This is a genomic window from Nocardia brasiliensis NBRC 14402, assembly GCF_000308475.2.
GTDB classification, from domain to species: Bacteria; Actinomycetota; Actinomycetes; order Mycobacteriales; family Mycobacteriaceae; genus Nocardia; species Nocardia brasiliensis.
In genome coordinates this window covers 13,955-35,893 of record NZ_BAFT02000058.1, presented here as the reverse complement: position 1 = coordinate 35,893, position 21,939 = coordinate 13,955, and the positions used below count along the sequence as shown (strand labels likewise).

Annotated in this window: 25 protein-coding genes; 13 read left to right on the top strand and 12 right to left on the bottom strand. The window is 68.7% G+C overall.

Going from position 1 to position 21,939, the window contains the following annotated elements; all coding sequences use genetic code 11:
• Nucleotides 1–189 precede the first annotated feature (189 nt).
• Both TY25_RS19115 and rsrA read left to right on the top strand, forming a co-directional pair.
• The gene (locus TY25_RS19115; protein WP_280443126.1) at nucleotides 190–900 is read left to right on the top strand and encodes a sigma-70 family RNA polymerase sigma factor; all 711 of its coding nucleotides are present in this window, start codon (nucleotides 190–192) and stop codon (nucleotides 898–900) included.
• Nucleotides 897–1,193, top strand: a complete 297-nt coding sequence (gene rsrA, locus TY25_RS19110) for a mycothiol system anti-sigma-R factor (RefSeq protein WP_014987788.1) — start codon at nucleotides 897–899, stop codon at nucleotides 1,191–1,193. The genes TY25_RS19115 and rsrA overlap by 4 nt, the downstream gene beginning before the upstream one ends.
• Before the next feature lie 88 nt (nucleotides 1,194–1,281).
• Here rsrA and TY25_RS44780 read toward each other — a convergent pair whose 3' ends face one another.
• Nucleotides 1,282–1,356, bottom strand: coding sequence for a 50S ribosomal protein bL37 (locus tag TY25_RS44780; RefSeq protein ID WP_022597109.1), 75 nt, complete (start codon nucleotides 1,354–1,356; stop codon nucleotides 1,282–1,284).
• A 135-nt stretch (nucleotides 1,357–1,491) separates the two neighbouring features.
• Here TY25_RS44780 and TY25_RS19105 point away from each other — a divergent pair, with 135 nt between their 5' ends.
• Both TY25_RS19105 and TY25_RS19100 read left to right on the top strand, forming a co-directional pair.
• On the top strand, nucleotides 1,492–1,707 hold the full coding sequence (locus TY25_RS19105) for a biotin/lipoyl-binding carrier protein (protein ID WP_014987787.1): 216 nt from the start codon (nucleotides 1,492–1,494) through the stop codon (nucleotides 1,705–1,707).
• 22 nt (nucleotides 1,708–1,729) lie between these two features.
• A complete protein-coding gene (locus TY25_RS19100; protein WP_042258126.1) occupies nucleotides 1,730–3,244 on the top strand; it encodes a sensor histidine kinase in 1,515 nt (504 codons plus the stop codon).
• A 113-nt stretch (nucleotides 3,245–3,357) separates the two neighbouring features.
• Here the strand turns inward: TY25_RS19100 and TY25_RS19095 are convergent, their stop codons facing one another.
• Nucleotides 3,358–3,612 (bottom strand): WhiB family transcriptional regulator, encoded by a 255-nt coding sequence (locus TY25_RS19095; protein ID WP_011211115.1) that lies wholly within the window; start codon nucleotides 3,610–3,612, stop codon nucleotides 3,358–3,360.
• Between the two features lie 252 nt (nucleotides 3,613–3,864).
• On the bottom strand, nucleotides 3,865–4,809 hold the full coding sequence (locus tag TY25_RS19090; protein ID WP_042258125.1) for a diacylglycerol/lipid kinase family protein: 945 nt from the start codon (nucleotides 4,807–4,809) through the stop codon (nucleotides 3,865–3,867).
• A gap of 106 nt (nucleotides 4,810–4,915) precedes the next feature.
• On the opposite strand from TY25_RS19090, the gene TY25_RS19085 reads away from it, so the two are divergent.
• A complete protein-coding gene (locus TY25_RS19085; RefSeq protein ID WP_042258168.1) occupies nucleotides 4,916–5,332 on the top strand; it encodes a hypothetical protein in 417 nt (138 codons plus the stop codon).
• 18 nt (nucleotides 5,333–5,350) lie between these two features.
• Here the strand turns inward: TY25_RS19085 and TY25_RS19080 are convergent, their stop codons facing one another.
• The 6 genes from TY25_RS19080 to TY25_RS19055 all read right to left on the bottom strand — a co-directional run bounded on the left by TY25_RS19080 (nucleotide 5,351) and on the right by TY25_RS19055 (nucleotide 10,768).
• Nucleotides 5,351–6,043, bottom strand: coding sequence for an endonuclease V (locus TY25_RS19080; RefSeq protein ID WP_042258123.1), 693 nt, complete (start codon nucleotides 6,041–6,043; stop codon nucleotides 5,351–5,353).
• Between the two features lie 9 nt (nucleotides 6,044–6,052).
• Nucleotides 6,053–6,538 (bottom strand): GNAT family N-acetyltransferase, encoded by a 486-nt coding sequence (locus tag TY25_RS19075; RefSeq protein ID WP_029897327.1) that lies wholly within the window; start codon nucleotides 6,536–6,538, stop codon nucleotides 6,053–6,055.
• Nucleotides 6,535–7,146 carry an acid phosphatase gene (locus TY25_RS19070; protein ID WP_042258121.1) on the bottom strand — a complete coding sequence of 204 codons (612 nt, stop codon included), beginning with the start codon at nucleotides 7,144–7,146 and terminating at the stop codon, nucleotides 6,535–6,537. The genes TY25_RS19075 and TY25_RS19070 overlap by 4 nt, the downstream gene beginning before the upstream one ends.
• A gap of 67 nt (nucleotides 7,147–7,213) precedes the next feature.
• A complete protein-coding gene (locus TY25_RS19065) occupies nucleotides 7,214–7,720 on the bottom strand; it encodes a nitroreductase/quinone reductase family protein (protein WP_042258120.1) in 507 nt (168 codons plus the stop codon).
• 102 nt (nucleotides 7,721–7,822) lie between these two features.
• Nucleotides 7,823–9,058 carry an Rv3212 family protein gene (locus TY25_RS19060; RefSeq protein ID WP_042258118.1) on the bottom strand — a complete coding sequence of 412 codons (1,236 nt, stop codon included), beginning with the start codon at nucleotides 9,056–9,058 and terminating at the stop codon, nucleotides 7,823–7,825.
• 27 nt (nucleotides 9,059–9,085) lie between these two features.
• Nucleotides 9,086–10,768, bottom strand: a complete 1,683-nt coding sequence (locus TY25_RS19055) for a DEAD/DEAH box helicase (protein WP_042258115.1) — start codon at nucleotides 10,766–10,768, stop codon at nucleotides 9,086–9,088.
• Nucleotides 10,769–11,217: 449 nt separating this feature from the next.
• Between TY25_RS19055 and TY25_RS19050 the strand changes: the two genes are divergently transcribed.
• The 3 genes from TY25_RS19050 (at nucleotide 11,218) to TY25_RS19040 (ending at nucleotide 13,973) form a co-directional block, all read left to right on the top strand.
• Entirely contained in the window at nucleotides 11,218–12,075 is an 858-nt protein-coding gene (locus TY25_RS19050) for an SCO6745 family protein (protein WP_042258167.1), read from the top strand.
• Between the two features lie 69 nt (nucleotides 12,076–12,144).
• Nucleotides 12,145–13,212 carry an alpha/beta fold hydrolase gene (locus TY25_RS19045; RefSeq protein ID WP_042258113.1) on the top strand — a complete coding sequence of 356 codons (1,068 nt, stop codon included), beginning with the start codon at nucleotides 12,145–12,147 and terminating at the stop codon, nucleotides 13,210–13,212.
• A gap of 71 nt (nucleotides 13,213–13,283) precedes the next feature.
• A complete protein-coding gene (locus TY25_RS19040) occupies nucleotides 13,284–13,973 on the top strand; it encodes a ferritin-like fold-containing protein (RefSeq protein WP_042258111.1) in 690 nt (229 codons plus the stop codon).
• 1 nt (nucleotide 13,974) lies between these two features.
• On the opposite strand, the gene TY25_RS19035 is transcribed toward TY25_RS19040, so the two are convergent.
• Nucleotides 13,975–14,808, bottom strand: coding sequence for a helix-turn-helix transcriptional regulator (locus tag TY25_RS19035; RefSeq protein ID WP_042258109.1), 834 nt, complete (start codon nucleotides 14,806–14,808; stop codon nucleotides 13,975–13,977).
• A 102-nt stretch (nucleotides 14,809–14,910) separates the two neighbouring features.
• Here TY25_RS19035 and TY25_RS19030 point away from each other — a divergent pair, with 102 nt between their 5' ends.
• Together TY25_RS19030 and TY25_RS19025 are read left to right on the top strand one after the other, a co-directional pair.
• Nucleotides 14,911–15,456, top strand: a complete 546-nt coding sequence (locus TY25_RS19030; protein ID WP_042258106.1) for a YceI family protein — start codon at nucleotides 14,911–14,913, stop codon at nucleotides 15,454–15,456.
• Between the two features lie 144 nt (nucleotides 15,457–15,600).
• Nucleotides 15,601–15,828: a DUF3107 domain-containing protein gene (locus TY25_RS19025; RefSeq protein WP_014987772.1), complete on the top strand. Its 228-nt coding sequence runs from the start codon at nucleotides 15,601–15,603 to the stop codon at nucleotides 15,826–15,828.
• A 77-nt stretch (nucleotides 15,829–15,905) separates the two neighbouring features.
• Here TY25_RS19025 and fasR read toward each other — a convergent pair whose 3' ends face one another.
• On the bottom strand, nucleotides 15,906–16,562 hold the full coding sequence (gene fasR, locus TY25_RS19020) for an HTH-type transcriptional activator FasR (protein WP_014987771.1): 657 nt from the start codon (nucleotides 16,560–16,562) through the stop codon (nucleotides 15,906–15,908).
• A 447-nt stretch (nucleotides 16,563–17,009) separates the two neighbouring features.
• On the opposite strand from fasR, the gene TY25_RS19015 reads away from it, so the two are divergent.
• The 3 genes from TY25_RS19015 (at nucleotide 17,010) to TY25_RS19005 (ending at nucleotide 20,291) form a co-directional block, all read left to right on the top strand.
• Nucleotides 17,010–18,059 carry a DUF3152 domain-containing protein gene (locus TY25_RS19015; RefSeq protein WP_370466204.1) on the top strand — a complete coding sequence of 350 codons (1,050 nt, stop codon included), beginning with the start codon at nucleotides 17,010–17,012 and terminating at the stop codon, nucleotides 18,057–18,059.
• A 114-nt stretch (nucleotides 18,060–18,173) separates the two neighbouring features.
• A complete protein-coding gene (gene moeZ, locus TY25_RS19010) occupies nucleotides 18,174–19,340 on the top strand; it encodes an adenylyltransferase/sulfurtransferase MoeZ (protein WP_264294579.1) in 1,167 nt (388 codons plus the stop codon).
• Between the two features lie 96 nt (nucleotides 19,341–19,436).
• A complete protein-coding gene (locus tag TY25_RS19005) occupies nucleotides 19,437–20,291 on the top strand; it encodes a TIGR02569 family protein (RefSeq protein WP_029897303.1) in 855 nt (284 codons plus the stop codon).
• Between the two features lie 76 nt (nucleotides 20,292–20,367).
• On the opposite strand, the gene TY25_RS19000 is transcribed toward TY25_RS19005, so the two are convergent.
• Nucleotides 20,368–21,846, bottom strand: coding sequence for an MFS transporter (locus TY25_RS19000; RefSeq protein ID WP_042258103.1), 1,479 nt, complete (start codon nucleotides 21,844–21,846; stop codon nucleotides 20,368–20,370).
• Between the last annotated feature and the right edge of the window lie 93 nt (nucleotides 21,847–21,939).

Sequence of the window (21,939 nt, the reverse complement as noted above, 5' to 3'; positions counted from 1 at the left end):
ACCGGTTTTCCGGCGCGCGGCGGCTGCGGTGGGAACAGAGGACGTGTCGCGCATGTTGCAAGCGAATACACAGCGCCCGGCTGGGACGAAGAGCCCACCGTCCGCCGATGAGGCCCCGTGAACGACGTGAAGGAGATGCCGGTGCCACTGCTGCTCGACGAACGTCCGGTGCGGACGACGACGTCGCCGATGGATGCCGGATTCCCGGTCGCCTTGCCGTTGCCGGTAGATTTGGCAGGTACGGCGATCGAAGGGACAGGTGTGACGAGCGACGATGACGTGGTGACCGACGGTGTCGGTGCCGCCGCGGTCGACGATACGGAGCTGGCCCAGCGGTTCGAGCGCGACGCGCTCCCGCTGCTCGACCAGCTCTATGGTGCCGCGCTGCGGATGACCAGGAACCCGGCCGACGCCGAGGACCTGGTGCAGGAGACCTACGTCAAGGCGTTCCAGGGGTTCAAGTCCTTCAAAGAGGGCACCAACCTCCGTGCCTGGCTGTATCGGATCCTGACCAATACCTACATCAACTCCTACCGCAAGAAGCAGCGCCAGCCCGCGCAGTATCCGACCGACGAGATCACCGACTGGCAGCTGGCGGCAACCGCCGAGCACACGTCACAGGGTCTGCGTTCGGCCGAGGTCGAGGCGCTGGACGCGTTGCCGGACGACGACATCAAGGCCGCGCTGCAGGAGCTGCCGGAGGAATTCCGGATGGCCGTGTACTACGCCGATGTCGAGGGCTTCCCATATAAGGAAATCGCCGACATCATGGGCACCCCCATCGGTACCGTGATGTCCCGGCTGCACCGCGGCCGCAAGCAGCTCAAGGGTTTGCTCGCCGACGTGGCGCGCGAGCGTGGATTCAACCGTTCGGGGGAACGCCAGGAGGTTAAGCAGTGACTGAGCGGGACCCCGACATGGACCTCGACTGCACCGCCGTTCTCACCGACATCTGGCTGATGCTGGACGGCGAGTGCAACGACGAGACCCGTGCCCGGTTACAGCACCACATGGACCACTGCTCGCCCTGCATCGAGGCCTACGGCATCGAGGAGAAGATCAAGGGTCTGCTGAGCCGCAAATGCGGCGGTGACCGCGCCCCCGAGGGCCTGCGGGACCGGCTGACCATCGAGATCCGCCGTTCGGTCACGGTGACCAAGGTGGAGTCCTCGATCGACGCCGCCGACTCCTAGCGAACAACCACAGCCGGAACAACTAGAGCGGCACGCCTTCCGCAAGGGAAGTGCGTGCCGCTCTACGTTTTTCGGCCGAGCACAACGCTCAGGCGTTGGGCCGCTTGCCGTGGTTGGCCGCGTTGCCCTTGCGACTACGCTTCTTACGTCCGCGCTTACCCATAGGTAGTCTCCCTTCTGATTGAAGGCCATTGTTTCATGTGTGGTTGGCTGTAGTTCCAGCGGATGCAGGCCGCGCGGCAGGGCCGTTCGTTCCCGGCGAGCTCGCTGTCCGAACCAACCGAGTGAATGGGGTGTCATGGCTGAGGAAGTGCTGGCGGAGCTGGTGTCGGTGGTCTATCAGGTCGTGGCCAAGGAGGGGGACGTCGTGAAAGAGGGCGACACCCTGGTCATCCTGGAGTCGATGAAGATGGAGATCCCGGTGCTGGCCGAGGTCGGCGGCACGGTGAGCTCGATCGGCGTCAAAGAGGGCGACGCCATCAAGGCGGGCCATCTGATCGCTGTGATCTCCTGAGCGATTGCGGCGGTAGAACCCCATGGCGACCCTCAGTGAACTGCTAGCCGAACACACCGACTTACCCGGCGTCGCCGTGGACCATTTGCAGCGGGTGGTGGGTGATTGGCAACTGCTCGCCGATCTGTCCTTCGCCGATCTGCTGCTCTGGGTCGGCGCCGGACCGATCGCGCAGGGCGCCGACATCGTGTGTGTCGCGCAGTGCCGTCCGACCACCGCGCCCACCGTGCACCAGGAGGACCTGGTCGGCACGCTGGCGTTGCAGGCCGATCATCCGCAGGTGTTCGACGCGTTGATGTCCGGCAAGATCGTGCGCGCGGACCACGACGTGGAGACCTCCGGCGTCTATCACCCCACCCCGGTGCACGCGGTGCGCGAGGCCATCCCGGTGCGCTGCGGCGACGACGTGATCGCGGTGCTCAGCCGGGACACCGACGTGCAGCGGTCCCGGGTCCGCAGCACCCTCGAAATCGCTTATGTCGCTTGCGCGGACGACCTGTGCCAGATGATCGCCGACGGCACCTTCCCGACCACCGAGGACCGCGCGGCCACCCACTCCAGCCCGCGCGCGGGCGACGGCTTCATCCGGCTCGACACCGCGGGCATCGTCGTCTACGCCAGCCCGAACGCGCTGTCGGCCTATCACCGGATGGGCTTGCAGGCCGACCTCGCGGGTCAGGACCTCGCGGTGCTGACCAGGTCGCTGATCACCGACCCGTTCGACGCGCAGGAGGTGGTCGGCGACATCCAGGCCGCGCTGGCCGGGCGCACCGGTCGCCGGATGGAGGTGGAGGCGCGCGGCGCGACCGTGCTGCTGCGCACCCTGGTGCTGCGCCCGCACGGCGAACTCGCGGGGGCCGCGGTGCTGGTCCGCGACGTCACCGAGGTCAAGCGGCGCGATCGTGCGCTGCTCAGCAAGGACGCCACCATCCGGGAGATCCACCACCGGGTGAAGAACAACCTGCAGACCGTCGCCGCGCTGCTGCGCCTGCAGGCCCGCCGGACCGAGAACGAGGAGGCGCAGGTCGCGCTCACCGAGTCGGTGCGCCGGGTCACCTCGATCGCGTCGGTGCACGAGATGCTGTCGATGTCGGTGGACGAAGAGGTCGACCTGGACGAGGTGGTCGACCGGCTGCTGCCGATCATGGCGGATGTGGCGACGGTGCACACCGCGCGGATCAAGGTGCGCCGGGCCGGCTCGCTGGGCGTCTTCTCCGCCGAGCGGGCGACGCCGCTGGTGATGGTGCTGACCGAGCTGGTGCAGAACGCGATCGAGCATGCCTTCGATTCGGGCGAGAACGGTTCGGTGACAATCCGTTCCGAACGTTCGGCCCGCTGGCTCGATGTGATCATCAGCGACGACGGTCGCGGCCTGCCCGCCGGATTCAGCCTGGAATCCTCGGATCGGCTCGGCCTGCAGATCGTGCGGACCCTGGTGACAGCCGAACTCGGTGGTTCGATCGGCCTGCATCCCGGTGCGGACATCGGGACCGACGCGGTGCTACGCGTGCCGCTCGGGCGGCGGTCCGGGCGTTAGCGACGGTTTCGTCATATGTGTTGGGGCACAAGATAGCCCGGCACCTCTGGGGTGCCGGGCTGAAATGCGTTTACCGGACCGGGCTGAAAGGTCCGGTAAATCCGAACGTCTGCTCAGACGACGGTGCGGGTGCGTGTGCGCGCGTTGCGACGCTTCAGCGCCCGACGCTCGTCCTCGCTCATACCGCCCCACACGCCGGCATCCTGTCCGGACTTCAGGGCCCAGGACAGGCAGTCAGCGGTAACGGGGCAGCGAGCGCAGACCAGCTTGGCATCGGCAATCTGCGCGAGCGCAGGACCGCTGTTACCCACCGGGAAAAACAGTTCGGGGTCCTCGTCGCGACAGATGGCCTTGTGGCGCCAGTCCATTCCTCTGCTCCTTTGCTGGGCGCCGCAAAAGGGCGCCGACGGTTTGTGGATCGTTCACTTGTGCGACTCGAATGTTTCCGCACGGTTGCTTGTGAATGCTTTCACGAACACCGTAGATGTCAATAGGTATCTGGTGCACCGTGGGGAAGCTCACGCTCAACGGCTCCCGCTGGGGGAACCTGCCCGGTCCTTTGTACTCGCTCTACCCGGTTTTCGCAGCGCAACCACGATGTTTTTCGTGCGTTTTCTGCATCAGGCTGGTCGCGGCGCCACGACGTCCAGGACGGCGGGCACCGCCGTGAAATCCACCACGTTGCGCTTCCCGATAAAGTCGCCATCGATTTGCAGACCGATGGGTTCCTTCGTCTCGACGCGCACGGACGGAACGTTGTCCTCGCGAAACAAATTGCGGGCCTTGGGGTTTCCATCGACAGCCAAAAGCTGTCTGGCAAGCAGCAGTGTAGGCAGTACTGCCATCGAACGCACGGCAAACACGCCGAGACCTGTTTCGAACCTGGTGCCCGGGTTGGTGTGCACCGGGGTGGTGTTCAGGTAGGTCCACGGGGTGGTGTTCGTTACGAAGGCGTAATGCACGTCGGCGATCGGTTCGTGGCCCGGGATTTCGATCCGGACCGACGGTTCCCTGCGCCGCGCACGGAAAAACTGTCGCACAGTTGTTCGAAGATATCGGGCGGGCGTCGCGGTTTTTCCGTCGGCGCGACTTTCATCGATGGCTTCGCACACATCGGCGTCGAGGCCGACGCCCGCGCTGAATGTGAACCAGCGATCATCGGCCAGACCCAGTCCGATGCGGCGGTCCCGGTCCAGGGTGAGCAGATCGATGAGCTGATTGGTGGCGGTCACCGGATCGGGGGAGATGCCGAGCGCGCGGGCGAACACGTTCGCCGACCCGCCGGGGATCACGCCGAGCCTGGGCAGCCAGGCCTGGCCGTCGTTGAGTTCGGGCAGCGGCAGGAACCCGTTGATGGTCTCGTTGACCGTCCCGTCGCCGCCGTGCACGACGATCAGGTCCATCTCGTTGGTGGCGGCCCACTGGGCCAGTTCGGCGGCGTGCCCGCGGTGCTGGGTGTGCGCGACGGTCAGTTGGGTGCGGCTCTCCAGCGCGTGCGCCAGCAGATCGCGAGTCGCCGGCGTCGTCGAGGTGGCATTCGGATTCACGATCAGCAGGGTCCGCACGCCACGCAGCTTAATTGGCCGTCGAACCGGTCCGAAAAGCCGCTGAACCGGACCGGCCGCGAGGCGGGCCGGCGGCATCGGCACCTAGGCTTGGCGGGTGGCTGAAATCGGTAGAGGTGACGGTGCCGCGGGCGTGCCGGCGACGGTGCGTGGCGCGGGCGCGCTGGTGACACTGGAGGGCGGCGTCGCGGTGATCGTGGCGCTGGTGTTGATCGTGCGCGGCCTGCTCGGCGCCGACCAGACGGCGACGAGCGGGTACGGCACGGCCGCCTGGTTCGGCATCCTCGGGGGCGCCGTGCTCGCGGCGGGCATCGGCTTACTGCTCGGCAAGCGGTGGGGCCGCGCGATCGCGGTCATCGCGCAACTGCTGTTGCTGCCGGTCACCTGGTCGCTGCTCACCGACTCGCACCAGCCGCTGCTCGGCGCGGCCCTCGGCGTCGTGGCGCTGGGCAGCCTGATCCTGCTGTTCGCGCCGCCGTCCACCCGGTGGATGGCCGAGGATTACGGCGTCGAACCCGACTGACGCCGTTCGGTCCGGTCCTCACCCCTGGCCGGCCACCGCGCCTTTGAGCGCCGTGCGGCACAGCGCGTCCGCGCGCCGCGTGGTCTCCGGCAGGCGGTACGCCGGGGTGAGCGCGAGCACCTGCGCGCACGCGGTGTCCAGATCGATGCGATGGCCGATGGAGACGAAGACGGGTTTCACCCCCGCCCTGGTGCGCAACGCGCTGCCGACGACCTCGCCGTCGATGGTGACGTCGGTGCGCGCGCCGCGCTCGGGCCCGGGTTCGGCGTAATCGCCCCAGACCGACTTCGCGACGCCGATCGCCGGTACGCCGGTGAGCACGCCGATATGACACGCGAAGCCGAGGCGACGCGGATGCGCCAAACCCTGTGCGTCACAGACCAGTAGGTCGGGAGCGGCGGCGAGTTGTGCCAAAGCCCGCATGGTGGTGGGCAATTCGCGGAAGGCGAGCAAGCCGGGGTAGTACGGGAAATGTGAGACCCCGTGCGCGACAGACGTTTCGACGGTCTCCAGTGTGGTCGCGTCCAGTACGACCACCGCGGCCGCGACCGCCCCGGTGTCGGCGTAGGCGCAGTCGAGCCCGGCGATCATCCGGAATTCGCTTGCCGGGCCGGTGGTTTCGACCTTGGGACGCAGTTCGTCCTGGATCGCGATGGCCTCGTCCGGCGTCGTCGGCCAGGTGGTCTCGTCGAGATGTGCGAGCCATGTCATGGTGGTGCGCTACTGCCCGTCCTTGGCCAGCCGATCGAGCGCCTCGCCGGAAAGGCGATAGCCGACCCACTCGTCTTGCGCTGCGGCGCCGAGGGATTCGTAGAATTCGATGGACGGGGTGTTCCAGGTCAGCACCGACCAGGACAGGCGGCTGTAGCCGTGCTCGACGGCTTCCTGCGCCAGCGCGGTGAGCAAGGCCTTGCCGTAGCCCTTGCCGCGGGTCTGCGGCTTGACGTAGAGGTCCTCGAGATAGATCCCGTGCACGCCGTCCCAGGTGGAGAAGTTGAGGAACCAGATCGCGCAGCCGACCAGTTCCCCGTCCTCGCTCACCACGTGCGCGAAGACCTTCGGTTCGGGTCCGAACAGGGCGGTGTCGAGCTGGGTTTCGGTGACCGTGCACTCGTCGCGAGCCTTCTCGTACTCGGCCAGATCCTCGACGAGCCGGACCAGTCCCGGCACATCGGCGGGGACGGCGCGGCGCAGTTCTACAGTCACAGTATTGCTCCGTTGCTGGTGGGAACGAGATTGTGCGCGTGCACGGTACGCACCTCGTGTTCGTAGCCGAGCACGGTCAGCGCGCCGGTCGACATGGCGAACCGGCGGCCCTCCGTGAGCTCGAATTCGGCCCAGCGGGCGATCAGCGCCCGGGAGAAGTGCCCGTGCCCGACGAGCACGATATCGCGTTCGGGCAGTTGGGGTTCCACCGAGGCGAGCACTCGATCGGCTCGGGCGCGCACCGCGTCGGCGGACTCGCCGCCGGGCACCGTACCGGTCCAGATGGTCCAGCCGGGGGCGGTCTCGCGGATCTCGGGCGTGGTCAGGCCTTCGTAGTCGCCGTAGTCCCATTCCGCGAGATCGTCGTCGACCGCGGTGCCGGTGAGCCCGGCCAGCTCGGCCGTGCGCACCGCGCGCCGGCGCGGACTGGTGAGTACCAGCGGGTCACGCAGCCGCAGCGCCGCCAGCAGCGGACCGGCGGCGCGAGCCTGTTCCTCGCCGTGCTCGGTGAGCGGCACGTCGGTGTTGCCGGTATGCCGGCGCCCGGTGGACCAGGCGGTCTCGCCGTGTCGGAGCAGTACCAGCCGGGCATCGTCGAGTACGGACATGGATCCATCATGGTTCACGCCCGGCCCGGCGCGTGCTCCGGCCGTTACCACCGAGGCGTCGGCCCGGTCAGTCCTGTGGCTCGAGCGTCAGCACGACGAGCGGGAGCGGGCGCGTGATCTTGGACTGATAGTCCGCCAGCAGTGGGTTCTCTGCCAGCGCCCAGGCCGCGAACTCGTCGTACTCCGCGCCCTCCAGGGCCTTCGCGGTGCCGCGATAGGTCGTGCCGCCGAGCTCGACGGTGACCCGCGGATCGGCCTTCACGTTGTGATACCAGGCCGGGTACTTGTCCTCGATGAAGGAGCTGAGGTAGATGGTCTCGCCACGGCGCAGCAGCCCGAGCGGGACCACGTGCTGCTTGCCGCTCTTGGCGCCCGTCGTGGTCAGCAGCAGGAGCTCGGCCCCGGCGTAGGCACCGCCGACCTTGCCCGCGCCCGCCCGGAACTCCTCGATCACGCCGTCGTTCCAGTTGGCCATCTCGGCTTCGGAGAACTCCTGGTTCCAAGGCGCGTCGGGGTCGTCGAACGAGGTGATGTCGCTTTTCGACGCGGCCGCGGTGGGGTCGTTTTCACTCATGCCGGTAGTGTGCCGCACGGCACCGACAGGCGGTCGCCCCGAATTATCGCGGCTGTGCCGCGTTCGCCGGCGCAGCGCTGAGCTCGACGGCGCCGGGGGCGCTCAGCCGAGGGCGTACACCTCGGTGCCGCGTTGTTCCAGGATGGTCGAGCCGAGCACCGCGAGGGAAATGGGCGCTCCGCTGTAGTCGGTGCGGGTCAGCGGGACCCGGCCGACCTCGGCGCCGGAGGTGGGATCGAGGAACGCCATCGCGCCCGCCGTCGGCAGCAGCAGCCGGCCCGCCATCATGGCCGGGCTGCCGAGCGCGCCCGCCGCGGTCCACAGCGGGTCGAACGTGGTGCCGTTCAAGGCGATCACGCTGTTGCCGGTGAAAACCAGGTAGGCCGAACCGATTCGGGTGGTCGTCGACTCGGCACTGAGCGGCGCCGAAAGCTGGTGCACCACAATCGGATTGCCGGTCGCGTCGAAGACGGCCAGGCGCGGCGCCGCGGGTTGCGCGCCGGACGCGCCCGGCGTGCCGGGCAGATAGAGCACGATCCGGTTGTCCGACACCGCGAGCACCTTGGCGTCGGCGGAATCGCTTCCGGGACCGGTCAATACGTGCGAACCGTGCTCCTCGGGCACCGTGTTGTCCTTCGGCGCCGGGTTCAGCACGGTGAGCCGGTCGGCCGCGTCCTCGGGGCAGCGCTCCAGCACGGCGAGCCGGGACGGGCTCGAACCCGAGGACAGCAGGTTGCAGCCTTTGCGCGGTTGGGTTTTCACGTTCACCGGCGCGTCGACGAACCCGTATTCGAGGGTGCGCACCAGGTCCGAACGCCACATCTCCAGCCGCTTCGGACCCTGGGCCAGCGTGTAGGTGCCGTCGACGGACAGGCGCACCGACGGATCCATGTAGCTGGTCCGCGCGGTGCGGCGTGCGCCGTTGTCGCCGGCCAGCAGCGTGGCCTGACTGCATCCGCGCTGGTCCCGGTAGACCGCGACCACGGTGGTGAACTGACCCTCGATCCCGCAGAGCGGCATATCGCGCCGGTAGTACCAGAGCTCGTCGCCGGTGCGCGGATCGTGGCCGGTGACGGTGCCCTCGTCACCGGTGACGACGACGCCGCCGGAGACCAGCGCCCGTTCACTCGCGGCGTTCGGCGCGTGCCACAGCTCGCGCAACGAGGTGGGCAGCTGATCGGTCGCGGCGGGCGTCGGCACGGGCGAGGTGGCGGTCACCGATTCGGTGCCCCGCGCATCGCCGCGCGCCCACACCACCACCGCCGCGACCACCACGAGTGCGGCGATCGCGACAGCGGAGATTACGTCGGCGCGCGTTCGCCGCTCGGGTGCGAGCACGATTGCGAGAGTAGCGGATCCGGTCGGTCAGACCGAAGCCGTGGCATGTTCGACCGAACTGCCTGCGCTTTCGGTCGAATTGCCGTCGGCAGCGGGCTTGCGGCGACGGCGCCTGCGCCGGGCGGGCTGCTCGCCGGACTCGGCCTCCGCGGTCTCGGCCGCCTCCGTGGTCTCGGACGCGTCCGCGGTCTCGGTCGCGGTGTCCGGGCCAGCCTCGGCGTCGCCGGCGGACTTGCGCCGCCTGCGCCTGCGCCGCGCGGGCTTGTCACCGTTCTCGTCCGAGTCGGGGGCGGCGTCGTCGGCGCTGTGCTCGTCGACCGGGGTGTCGCCGTTCGTCTCGGCGCCCTCGACCGGCTGTCCGCGCACGGTGCGCTTGCGGTTGCGCTTGCGCGGGGTACGCGCCGGGCGGTCGACGACGACCGCGTCCTCTTCCCGTTCCGGCTTGGCCTTGCGCACGGTGCCCGAGACGCCCTCGGGGATGCCGAGATCGCTGAACAGGTGCGGGGAGCGCGAGTAGGTCTCGACGGGTTCCGGGATGCCGAGGCCGAGCGCCTTGTCGATGCTCGCCCAGCGGGCCAGTTCGTCCCAGTCGATCAGCGTCACCGCGACACCGGTGCGCCCGGCCCGGCCGGTGCGCCCGATCCGGTGCACGTAGGTCTTCTCGTCCTCGGGGCACTGGTAGTTGATGACGTGGGTGACATCGTCGATGTCGATGCCGCGCGCGGCCACATCGGTCGCGACGAGTACGTCGATGGCGCCCTTGCGGAACTTGGTGAGCGCCTTCTCCCGGGCGATCTGGCCGAGGTCGCCGTGTACGGCGCCGACCGAGAAACCGCGCTCGGCCAGATCGTCGGCGACCTTCTGCGCGGTGCGCTTGGTCCGGGTGAAGACCATCGTGGCACCGCGGCCCTCGGCCTGCAGCACCTTGGCGATCAGTTCGCTCTTGTCCAGCGCGTGCGCGCGGTAGACGAACTGCGCGGTGCGATCGTGCACGGCCGAATCGTGCGGTTCCTCGGCCCGGATGTGCGTCGGGCGGGTCAGGAACGTGCGGGCCAGGGTGATGATCGGGCCCGGCATGGTGGCCGAGAACAGCATGGTCTGGCGCTTGTCCGGAACCATGGTCAGGATGCGCTCGATATCGGGCAGGAAGCCCAGGTCGAGCATCTCGTCGGCCTCGTCCAGCACCAGCACGCCGATCTTGCCCAGGATCAGATGATTCTGGTTCGCCAGATCCAGCAGCCGGCCCGGCGTGCCGACCACGACGTCGACGCCGGCGCGCAGCGCGGCGATCTGCGACTCGTAGGGGCGGCCACCGTAGATGGAGGCCACCTTCAGCGGTCCCTGGTGGTTGGTCAGGTACTTGCTCGCGTTCTCCAGGTCGCTGGTGACCTGGATGCACAGCTCGCGGGTCGGCACGATGACCAGCGCCCGCGGCGTGCCGTCGAGCGGGGTGGTGCCGGTATCGGCGGTGGCGATGCGGTGCAGCAGCGGCACGCCGAAGCCGAAGGTCTTGCCCATGCCGGTGCGCGCCTGACCGATCAGATCTTCACCGGCGAGCGCCAACGGCAGGGTGAGTTCCTGAATGGCGAAAGTACGTTCGATGCCGATCTCGTCGAGCGCGCGCACGATTTCCGCGCGCACCCCCAATTCGGCAAATGTCGGTGCGGTATGGGTTTCGTCCAGTTCGGCGGTCAACAGCGTGTCCGCCACCCCGGGTTCCTGTTCAACGGTGATCTTGCTCAGGTTCGTGCCTTCCTCGTAATCGCGTCACGCGCGCACGAGGTGGGGCGGACCGGTCGGCCCACGACTACCACGTCTCCGCCTGTGATACTCGCCCGGCCACGCTCCGGATGTCGTCGGGTGCCGCGGCTTGTGGCAGCTACCTCGGGAGACATCGGCGCGGCGCATCGGCGATGCGGATCTGGTGCGCGCACATTTTCCTGGACGACGAAACCGCTGCTCGACAACTCGGTGCGGGCGATCTGCGGAGTACCGCGGTGGCGGTCGACGCACAGATCTGGCAACTCCGTCGAGCGAAACATTTCGTTGTCCGCTGCGATTGTAGCGTGATATTGTGCGCGGCTCGAATTGCCACCGCCGTTTATTCGGAATCCGAACTACGGTATCCCCGCGCCGTTCCTCGACGTACGCTGCGCGACATGGCAATTCATCCTGCGCGGCAAATCTGGACGACGCTCGAACCGCTACACGATGTGGTCTATTTCGGGGCCGGTGTCAAGGAGGCGGGCGTCGCGATCGGGCTGCGCGGTTACTGGCAAACGTACTTCGCATTTCGGGCCGCACCGCTCGGCGCCGTGACCGCCGCCACAGTGGCGGCGACGTTTGCCGGTTTTCATCCGGATATGGTGCGCAAAGCGGTGCCGGACGCCTGGGCGCGGGCGACCCCGCAGCAGTGTCTGGAGGTACGTCTCGATTTCTCCGCGGCGCTGCTGCGTGGGCTCGGCGCGGGCGAGGCGGAATGCGCCCGCGCGGTGGAACTGCTCGTTCCGGTGCAGCGTGACGCCGATCCGACCGGCAGGCCGCTGTTCGCGGCGAACGCGGCGCTGCCGCTGCCCGCGGATCCGGTCGGCGCGCTGTGGCAGCTGGCCAGTTCGCTGCGCGAGCACCGCGGCGACGGGCATGTCGCCGCGCTGGTGGCGCACGGCCTGACCGGTCGCGAGGCGCTGATCATGCAGGTGGCGGCGGGCAAGGCGCCGGAATCGGTGATGCGGCCCGCGCGCGGTCTGTCCGAGCGCGACTGGGCCGACACCTGTGACGATCTGCGGGCCAGGGGACTGGTGCGGGGGGAGCCGAGCAATCCCGCGCTCACCGGCAGCGGCGGCGAACTGCTCACCCGGGTGGAGGCCAGTACCGACAAGGCGGCGTGGAACGGGGGCCTGGCCGCGCTGTCGGCCGGCGGCGTCGCCGAGTTGACGACCTCGCTCGCGCCGTTGGTGCGAAAGGTGCGGGAGACGGTGCTGCCGCCCGTCACCCCGGTCGCGATGGGCCGGGGCTGACGAAGGGGTGTTCGCCACAAACCGGACTTGCCTGTTACCGCCGGTACCGAGATGTGAGACATTCTCGGTGTGAATATCGCGGACACCGTCACGATCGCCGCGCGCAACGCGTGGGCACTGACCTTCGGATCGGGCGTCGAGGCGCCCGATCCCACCCCGTCGACGGTGCTGTGGGACGAGCCGCATCGCCAGCTGCGCCGGTTCGAGCATCGCCCCGGTGCGGCCGAAAACGCTTCCACTGCAACGGATTCGGCCGTCCTGCTGGTGCCGCCGCTGGCCGCCCCGGCCACCTGCTTCGACCTGCGTCCGGACCAGAGCCTGGCCGGGTTCCTGCTCGAGACCGGTCGCGCGCCCTACGTCATCGACTACGGCGAGATCACCTTCGCCGACCGGCGGATGGGCTTCGAGGACTGGATCGATGAGATCCTGCCCGAGGCGGTGCTGCGCACCTCCGCCGATCGCGGCGGCGTGCCGGTCGATCTGGTCGGCTGGTCGCTCGGCGGCACGCTGGCGCTGCTCACCGCCGCCGCGCACGCCGAGTTGCCGATCCGGTCGATCACCGCGGTCGGCTCGCCGCTGGACTACGACAAGATGACCGGTATCCCGCAGCTGCGCGCGGTCGCCCGGTTCACGGGCGGGATCGGCACCTCGACGCTGGTCCGCGCGGCCGGTGGTGTGCCCGCCTCGCTGACCAGGATCGCCTACAAGGTCACCGCGTGGGATCGCGAGCTGACCCGGCCGTGGTTCGTCGCGAGCAATATCGCGCGCACCGAGACATTGGCCCGGATGGAGACCATCGACCGCTTCATGGCCGAGATGCCCGGCTACCCCGGCCGCTTCTACGGTCAGCTGTGGGGCCGGCTGATCCTGAACAACGACATCGGCCGCGGTGTGGTCCGGCTCGGCGCGCGGCGCATCGAGCTGGCGCAGGTGAGCGCGCCGGTGCTGCTGGTCGGCGGGCCGAGCGACGTGATCACCGCGGCGGCCGCGGTCGAGGCGGGCGCGCGCAACCTCACCGGCGCCGCCTCGGTCCGCTACGAGACCTCGCCCGGTAGCCACCTGGGCATCCTCACCGGCCCCGAGGCGCGCGGCACCACGTGGACCTATCTGGACAAGTTCCTGGCCGAATCGGCATGAGCGCGCGTGGAATTCCGGCGGAGGTGCCGCCGACGGCGGGCACGAGCGCGGCGGAGTACTAGTCTGGGGTCATGGGAGCACAGTCACCTGCCGCGCCGGGTGTTTCGTCCGCAGACTCCATCCCCGCCGACCATCCCGGAGTCATCGATCTGTTCGCGGTGCTCGCCTACGGCGAGATCTCCGCGTTCTATCGGCTGGCCGAGGAAGCCAAGCTGTCGCCGACGCTGCGCGGCAAGGTAGCGGTCGCCAAGATGGCCTCCGCCGAGATGGGCCACTTCAATGCGCTGGAGTCGGCGCTGGCCGAGCGCGGCGTCGACATCTTCGACGCGATGGCCCCGTTCGTCCGGGCGCTCGACGCCTACCACGCCTCCACCGACCCGTCGACCTGGCTCGAGTCGATGGTGAAGTTCTACGTCGGCGACGGCATCGCCGCCGACTTCTACACCGAGATCGCCGGGGCGCTCGCGCCCGAGGTCGCGGCCGTCGTCCGGGACGTGCTCGAAGAGACGAGCCACTCCGAGTTCGTGGTGGAGGAGGTGCGTCGCGCGGTCGAGACCAGTCGCTCCGAGCGCGACCGGCTCACCCTCTGGGGCCGGCGCCTGCTGGGCGAGGCGATCACCCAGGCGCAGTACGTGATGGCCCAGCGCGACGAGCTGACCGAGCTGGTGCTCAGCGCCACCGGCGACCTGAACGGCATCGCCGCGCTGTTCGAGCGCATGCAGACCAGCCATGCCGAGCGCATGGCCAAGCTCGGTCTCTGACCTACTCGTTCGCGGCCGGACGAACCAGACGCAGGCCCTGGGTCTGCGTCTGGGCCTGGTCGACCAGCCAGACGATGACGCTCTGATCGCGATCGGCTTCCAAGGTTTCGAACGGCACATCGACCCGCCCGTGCACCGGGTGGTCCAGCTGCAGCATGCCGGAGATGCGCGCGCCCACGTGGTGCGGCTTCCAGCGCGCCGCGAACTCCGGTTGGCGGCGCAGCGCGTCGATCGTCTTCAGGAGCGAATCATCGCCCGGCCAGCGGAGTTTCGCGCGGGCGAGCGCGGCGGTGAAGATATCAGCCGCCTCGGACCAGTTGCGCAGCACGGTCCGCGCGGTCGGATGCCGGAAGGTGTACCAGGCCAGGTTCGGCTGGCTGTCCCCCTCCAGCAGACCGAGCGGCGCGGCGAATTCGGCCCAGGCGGCGTTCCAGCCCAGCACGTTCAACCGCCGGCCGATCACGAAGGCCGGGGTCGGCTGCAGCGCCCGCAGGATCGACTGGATCGTGTCCGCGACCTGCTCTTCGGCGGATTCGCTGCCCGGGCAGTTGGATTCGTTGCCGGAGGCCAGGGCGAGCATGCTGAAGTGGTGGCGTTCGTTGCCGCGCAGCAGCAGCGCGTCGGCCAGCGCGTCGACCACGGCGACGGACGGATTGGTGTCGCGGCCCTGTTCGAGCCGGGCCAGATAGTCCGCGCTCACCCCGGCCCGGACGGCCACCTCTTCGCGGCGCAGTCCTGGGGTCCGGCGCCGCCTGCCCTCCGGCATACCGACGTCGCCGGGCCGTAGTTCGGCCCGGCGTGCGATGAGGAACTCCGCGAATCCGTTGCGTGCCATGGGCTCCATCGTGCCGTTTCCTGGGAGGCTTACCCTCGCCCTGTCAGGTCCAGGATAACGGCGGTCTGGTTAACGGACCGTGGTCCGGCCAGGGTCTAGGGCATGACTACTTCTTCCGAATCGACCACCGCCCAGCTGAAGGCGGGCGCCTGGACCCTGGACACCGCGCACTCCTCGGTGGCCTTCACCGTCCGCCACCTCGGCATCTCCAAGGTGCGCGGCGGATTCACCAAGTTCGAGACCGAATTCGTGGTCGACGAGGCCGGTCGCGCCGAACTCGGCGCCACGATCTACCTCGACTCGTTCGATACCGGCAACCCCGACCGGGACGCGCACATCCGCACCGCGGACTTCCTCGACGTGGCCAACCGCCCGACGCTGACCTTCCGCGCCACCGCGCCGGTGCAGATCGCGGAGTCCTTCGAGGTCGAGGGCGAGGCCACGCTCGGCGGCGTCACCAAGCCCGTCACCCTGGACGTGGAATGGGGCGGGGTGCAGGAGTTCGGCGCCACCGGTGACAACCACGCCGGTTTCTCGGCCACCGGCACCATCAAGCGCACCGACTTCGGCGTCGGCGGCGCGCTGCCCGGCATGCTCAGCGACAAGGTGAACATCGAGCTGGAGATCCAGCTCGTCGAGCCCAAGTAGGCCCCCGCGCCGACGAAGGCCTGCACAGCGGCGTGCGGGCCTTTTCTGTTTCGCTGAGAGCGCAGGCACCGTCTGCCGACCGGATGATCCCCCTGCATTAGCCTTGGGACGACAGCACAGGACTCTTACGTTCGGAGGTTGGCCGTGGAGGTCAAGATCGGTATTTCGGATAGCCCACGCGAGCTCTTGATCATCAGCTCGCAGACCCCGGACGAGGTCGAGGCGCTGGTGGCCGGTGCGCTGAACGGCAGTGGCGGCGTCGTGTCCCTGACCGACGAGAAGGGACGCAAGTTCCTGATCCAGGCGTCGAAGGTCGCCTACGTCGAGATCGGCACCCCGCAGAGCGGTCGCGTGGGCTTCGCCACCGTCTGAGGTTTCCGGCCGCGGCCCGAACCGCAACGAGCCCCCGCACCTTCGGGTGCGGGGGCTCGTTCGTGTCCGGGCTCTGCTCAGTCGATCGGGTGCAAGGGCACGTGGGACAGACCACCCCAGGCGAGGGAGACGGTCGTGTCGACGGCTTCTTCCTTGGGGATGGGCCGGTCCGCCTCCAGCCAGTAGCGCGCGGTGAACTGGCTCGCGCCGACCAGGCCGACCGCGAGGATGCGGGCCCGGTACGGGTCGAGGCCCGAGTCGTGGGCCACCAGGTCGAACACCGCGTCCACGCAGGCCTCGGTGGCCTGCTCGACCCGGCGCTGCACCTGCGGCTCGCTGGTCAGGTCGGATTCGAAGACGAGGCGGAAGCCCTGCATCTCGTTGTCGACGAAATCGAAGTAGGCCTGTACGGCGGCTCGGACGCGCTGGCGGTTGTCGGTGGTCGACCGCAGCGCCTGCCGGACGCTGGAGACCAGCATGTCCACGTAGTTCTGCAGGACCGCCAGGTACAGCTCCAGCTTGCTGGTGAAGTGCTGATACAGCACCGGCTTGCTCACGCCCGCGCACTGCGAGATCTCGTCCATGCCTGCGGCGTGGTATCCGCGCTGGACGAAGACTTCGCTGGCCGCCGCGAGTAGCTGGAGACGTCGCTCGTCGCGCGGAAGCCGGGTGCCGCGTTTGGCGGGCTCGGACGACGTTCTACGGGACGTCATCCGGTCCACGAGGTCAGTCATTTCGGCTCTCCCAGTTGATTCCCCGGCAAGGGGTGTGCACCGGGTATCCCAAGAACGATACTCGGTTGTTGCCCGCCCGCAGACCGGGCCCGGAGAACTGATTCGACGCGGTGAGAAATGTCGCACCCGGCGCCGGAGGTGGCGTGCCCGACGGCGGCACTTGCGCGTTGTGAGACGCTGGTGGGCGTGAGATTCCGCGCCGACCGTCTCGGGGGACCGGACTCCGGCCCGCCGGCTGTGTCCGGCGGCGGGCGCGATGCGCGCCGCCGTGCTGGTCCCGGTGCACCGGGTTCCGTGGTCTCCGAACCCGTGCCGAGGTCCGGTCGGCAGGCACGGGCCGGCGCATCCGGCGCCGTGCCCCCGCTCGACGCCGAGGACCGGCTCGATGTCGGCACTCCGCCGCGTCGCAGGCCCGGCTCGGCCCGGCGCAGCGGTGTCGAGCCTGTCGTGGATCCCCTTGCACCGCAGTCCGATTCGTCGGCACCGCGGCGTGACCACAACGGTGTCGAGATCTACGACCCGCTCGGCCTGTACGACCGGCCCGATCGCTCCCATCAACCGCTGCGCGCCCGCTGGGATCCCACCGCGCCGGACGAGGGCCGCACCAGGGAGCGCCCCGAGCGCACCGCCAAGAAGCAGAGCGCGCTGGGCCGTTTCGTGTCCACCTATGGCTGGCGGGCGTACGCGTTACCGGTGCTCTTCGCGGTCACGGTGCTGGTGATCGTGGACGCGGTGCGCGGCGGCGATCCGATCGTCGGCGCCGCAAACACGCCGGGCTTGGGACAGTTGAGTCCGCATACCCGCAACGCGGGCATCATCGGCTTGCCCAGCGGTGACGGTCATTTCCCCGCGGATTTGCCGACCGGTGCGTTGCCGCAGGGCGGCAGTTTCGCCGAAACCGGTGCCGGCACTTGGCATATGGTTCCCGGTTCGACCGCACAGGTCGGCACCGGGACCGATTCGGTTTTCCGCTACACCGTCGAAATCGAGGACGGGGTGGACACTTCCGGATTCGGCGGCGACGAATCGGTGGCGAAGCTGATCGAGTCCACGCTCGCCAACCCGAAAAGCTGGACGCACGACCCCAAATTCGCGTTCCGGCGCGTCGATCAGGGCGACGCCGAATTCCGCATTTCGCTCACGTCCCGCGAATCCACCCGCAAGGCTTGTGGTTTCGAAATTCCGATCGACTCGTCCTGTTACAACGCCGATCTCGGCCGGGTGGTGCTCTCCGAGGTCCGCTGGGTGCGCGGTGCGATCGCCTTCGAGGGCGATATCGGTTCCTACCGGCAGTACCAGATCAATCACGAGGTCGGGCACGCCATCGGCTACCACCAGCACCAGCCGTGCGAGACCGACGGCGGCCTGGCGCCGGTGATGATGCAGCAGACCTTCGGCACCAAGAACAACGACATCGCCGTCCTCGAGCCCGGCGGCGTGGTCCCGATGGACGGCAAGCACTGCCGCTTCAACCCCTGGCCCTACCCTCGCGGCTGAGCGCGCGGCGGGTAGGCGACGATAGATCGGGAAGAACGGTCTGGTCGCGGGCGTTGCACAACGAGATCGACCCATTCGATTCGAGGAGTCCTGGACGTGTCATCACCAAAGTCCCTGCCACCATTGGTCGAGCCGGCCGCGGAGCTGACCAAGGACGAGGTCGCCCGCTACAGCCGTCACCTGATCATTCCCGATCTGGGCGTCGACGGGCAGAAACGGCTGAAGAACGCCAAGGTGCTGGTCATCGGCGCGGGCGGGCTGGGCTCCCCGGCGCTGCTGTATCTGGCCGCGGCGGGCGTGGGCACCCTCGGCATCGTCGAGTTCGACGAGGTGGACGCCTCGAACCTGCAGCGCCAGATCATCCACGGTGAGTCCGATATCGGCAGGCCGAAGGCGGACAGCGCGCGCGATTCGATCCTGGAGATCAACTCCGGCATCGAGGTACGCCTGCACAAGCTGCGCCTGGAGCCGGACAACGCGGTCGAGCTGTTCGCCGAGTACGACCTGATCGTCGACGGCACCGACAACTTCGCCACCCGCTATCTGGTCAACGACGCGGCGGTGCTGGCGGGCAAGCCCTACGTGTGGGGCTCGATCTACCGCTTCGAGGGTCAGGTCTCGGTCTTCTGGGAGGACGCGCCGGACGGGCGCGGCATCAACTACCGCGACCTCTACCCGGAGGCCCCGCCGCCGGGCATGGTGCCCTCCTGCGCCGAGGGCGGCGTGCTGGGCGTGCTGTGCGCGTCGATCGGGTCGGTGATGGTCACCGAGGCCATCAAGCTGATCACCGGGATCGGTGAGCCGCTGCTCGGCCGTCTGATGGTCTACGACGCACTGGACATGAACTACCGGACCATCAAGCTGCGCCGCGACCCGGAACGGCAGCCGATCACCGAACTGATCGACTACGAGGCGTTCTGCGGTGTGGTCTCGGAGGAGGGGCAGGCCGCCGCGGCCGATGCCACGGTGACCGCGCGCGAGCTGAAGGAACTGCTCGACGCGGGTAAGGAGATCGAGCTGATCGACGTGCGTGAGCCGGTGGAATGGGACATCGTGCACATCGACGGCGCGAAGCTGATCCCGAAGGACCGCATCCTGTCCGGTGAGGCCCTGTCCGAGCTGCCGCAGAATCGTCCGATCGTGCTGCACTGCAAGACCGGTGTCCGTTCGGCCGAGGCGCTGGCCGCGCTCAAGCGCGCCGGTTTCGCCGACGCCACCCATCTGCAGGGCGGCGTCATCGCGTGGGCCCGGCAGATCGACCCCTCGCTGCCCGTCTACTGATTCGCTCGGCGTCGTGCGTGCACCCCGTCCGACCGGCGGGGTTGCGTATCGGCGCGGCGTGCTGTACGGCGTCCACCCCGGCGGTACGGTACGGCCGTGACTTCTGTGGAACCCCCCGAGCACGTGCGAGCCACGTTCGGTCTGCGTGAAGTGACGCCCGTGGCCGTCGGCGACTGGGAGGGCGGCTGGCGGTACGGGGATGTGGTGCTGAGCCCGGTCGCGGACCACGCGCGGGCCGCGTGGTCGGCGAAGGTGCGCGAGACGCTGCAGGTGGACGGCTTGCGCCTGGCCCGCCCGGTGCGCGCCACCGACGGTCGCTATGTCGTCTCGGGCTGGCGGGCCGACACCTACCTCGAGGGTGTCCCGGAACCGCGGCACGACGAGGTGGTCTCGGTCTCGCTGCGGTTGCATCAGGCCACCGCACAGCTCGAGCGGCCGCGGTTCCTGGTGCAGCAGCCGGTGGTGCCGTGGGTGGACGTGGACGTGTTCGTCGCCGCCGACCGGGCCGCCTGGGAAGCGGTGCCGCTGCGCACTTTACGCGCGGGCGGCATGCTGCCCACCCAGGCTTCGCCGGACGGTCAGCGCAGCATGGAACTCATCGGTCAGCTGGCCACGCTGCGCAAACCGGTGCAGACGCCCGCCCAGCTGGTGCACGGTGACCTGTTCGGCACCGTGCTGTTCGCCGGGGTCTACACGCCCGGCCTGACCGACATCACGCCGTACTGGCGTCCCGCGCCGTGGGCGGCCGGGGTGATCGTGGTGGACGCGCTGGCCTGGGGCGGCGCCGACGACGGACTGCTGGACCGCTGGCGGGATCTGCCCGAGTGGCCGCAGATGCTGTTGCGCGCGGTCATGTTCCGGCTCGCGGTGCACGCGCTGCACCCGCGGTCGACGCCGGAGGCGTTCCCCGGTCTGGCGCGCACTGCGGACATGGTCCGCTTGATGGTCTAGCCCAGAAAACCGCCGACCGCGAAAAACCGTTGCGATGCCGGTTTTCCACGGTCGGCGGCGAAATGAGCGGTGCGGGTTACACCTTCGCGTAGGCCAGCGACGGCATCCGCCCGACCGCGAACGAGGACCGCAGATAGCACCACCAGGTGAGCGCGCCCATCACCAGGAACGTCACCGCGTAGGCCCAGAACGCGGGCGCCATGGTGTGGTAGTGGGTATTGGACAGGCGTAGCGCCTGCTGTAGCAGCCAGCCGCCCGAGGCGCCGACCGCGCCGATCACCCCGATCGCCGCGCCCGCCTGCCGCCGGGCCGAGGCCGCCGACTCGTTGAGGTCGAGTCCGTGCTCGGCGGCGTACTTCTTGGAGATCGCGCTGAAAATGGTCGGGATCATCCGGTAGGTCGAGCCGTTGCCGATGCCGGTCATCACGAACAGCACCAGGAACGAGATCAGATACAGCGGAAAGCTTTTCAGCTCGAGTGCGGCCATGATGAAGGCGACCGAGACGGCCATGCCGCCGAACACGAACAGGGTGATCTTCGCGCCGCCGACCTTGTCCGCGACCCAGCCGCCGAACGGACGACTGAACGAGCCGACGAACGCGCCGAGGAAGGCCAGGTTGCCGATGGTGCTGATCCAGCCGATCTTGGCCAACTCGGGGAAGTTGGCTTTGATCAACGTCGGGAACGCGAACGAGAACCCGATGAACGAGCCGAAGGTGCCGATGTAGAGCACCGCCATCACCCACGTGTGCCGGTTGGTCAGGGCGAGCCGATAGGACTTACCGTCGGACTTGGCGGTGGCGATGCTGTCCATATAGCGCAGCGCGCCGAAGGCCGCGGCCAGGATGAACGGCACCCACACCAGGATGGACAGGGTGATGCCGAACCGGTAGCCGGCCGGGTCCTTCGCGGTGAGGTGCGTGCCGAGGGTGATGATCAGCGGCAGGATCAGCTGGGTCTGCGCCACGCCGAGATTGCCGCCCGCCGCGTTGATGCCGAGCGCCGCGCCCTTCTTGCCCTCGGGGAAGAAGAAGTTGATGTTCGACATCGACGAGGAGAAGTTGCCGCCGCCCACACCGGCCAGCGCGGCCAGGATCAGGAAGACCCACATCGGCGTGCCGGGCTGGTTGACGAAGTAGGCCAGGCCGAGCGTCGGCACGAGCAGCATCGCCGCGCTGAACGCGGTGAACGCGCGCCCGCCGAACTTCGGGATGGCGAAGGTGTACGGAATGCGCAGGGCCGCGCCGACCAGCGTCGGGGTCGAGGACAGCAGCAGCGCGTTGCTCACCGCGGTGGGATCGCCCTTGCCGAGGCCGGCGAGGAAGCCGAAGCCGGCCGCGCCCATGCTGGTCACCACCGTGCCCCAGATGACCCAGACGCTGAAGCCGAGGTTCTCGGCGAACACCGAGAAGATCAGGTTCTTGCGCGCGGTGCGCGCGCCGCCCGACTCCCAGAACTTCTGGTTGTCCGGCTCCCAGGTCGGTAGCCAGCGGCCCCTGGTCTGATGCTCGAAGGTGTCGGATTCGGTGCCGGTGGCGGCTGCGGTCGCAGTCATCGGCTTCCTCTCATATGCGCTCGACCGGCCGTCCGCGCGGCGGCACTGCCGCGGGTGGCGTCGAGTTGCCTGGGTTATCCCGTCACAACGTAG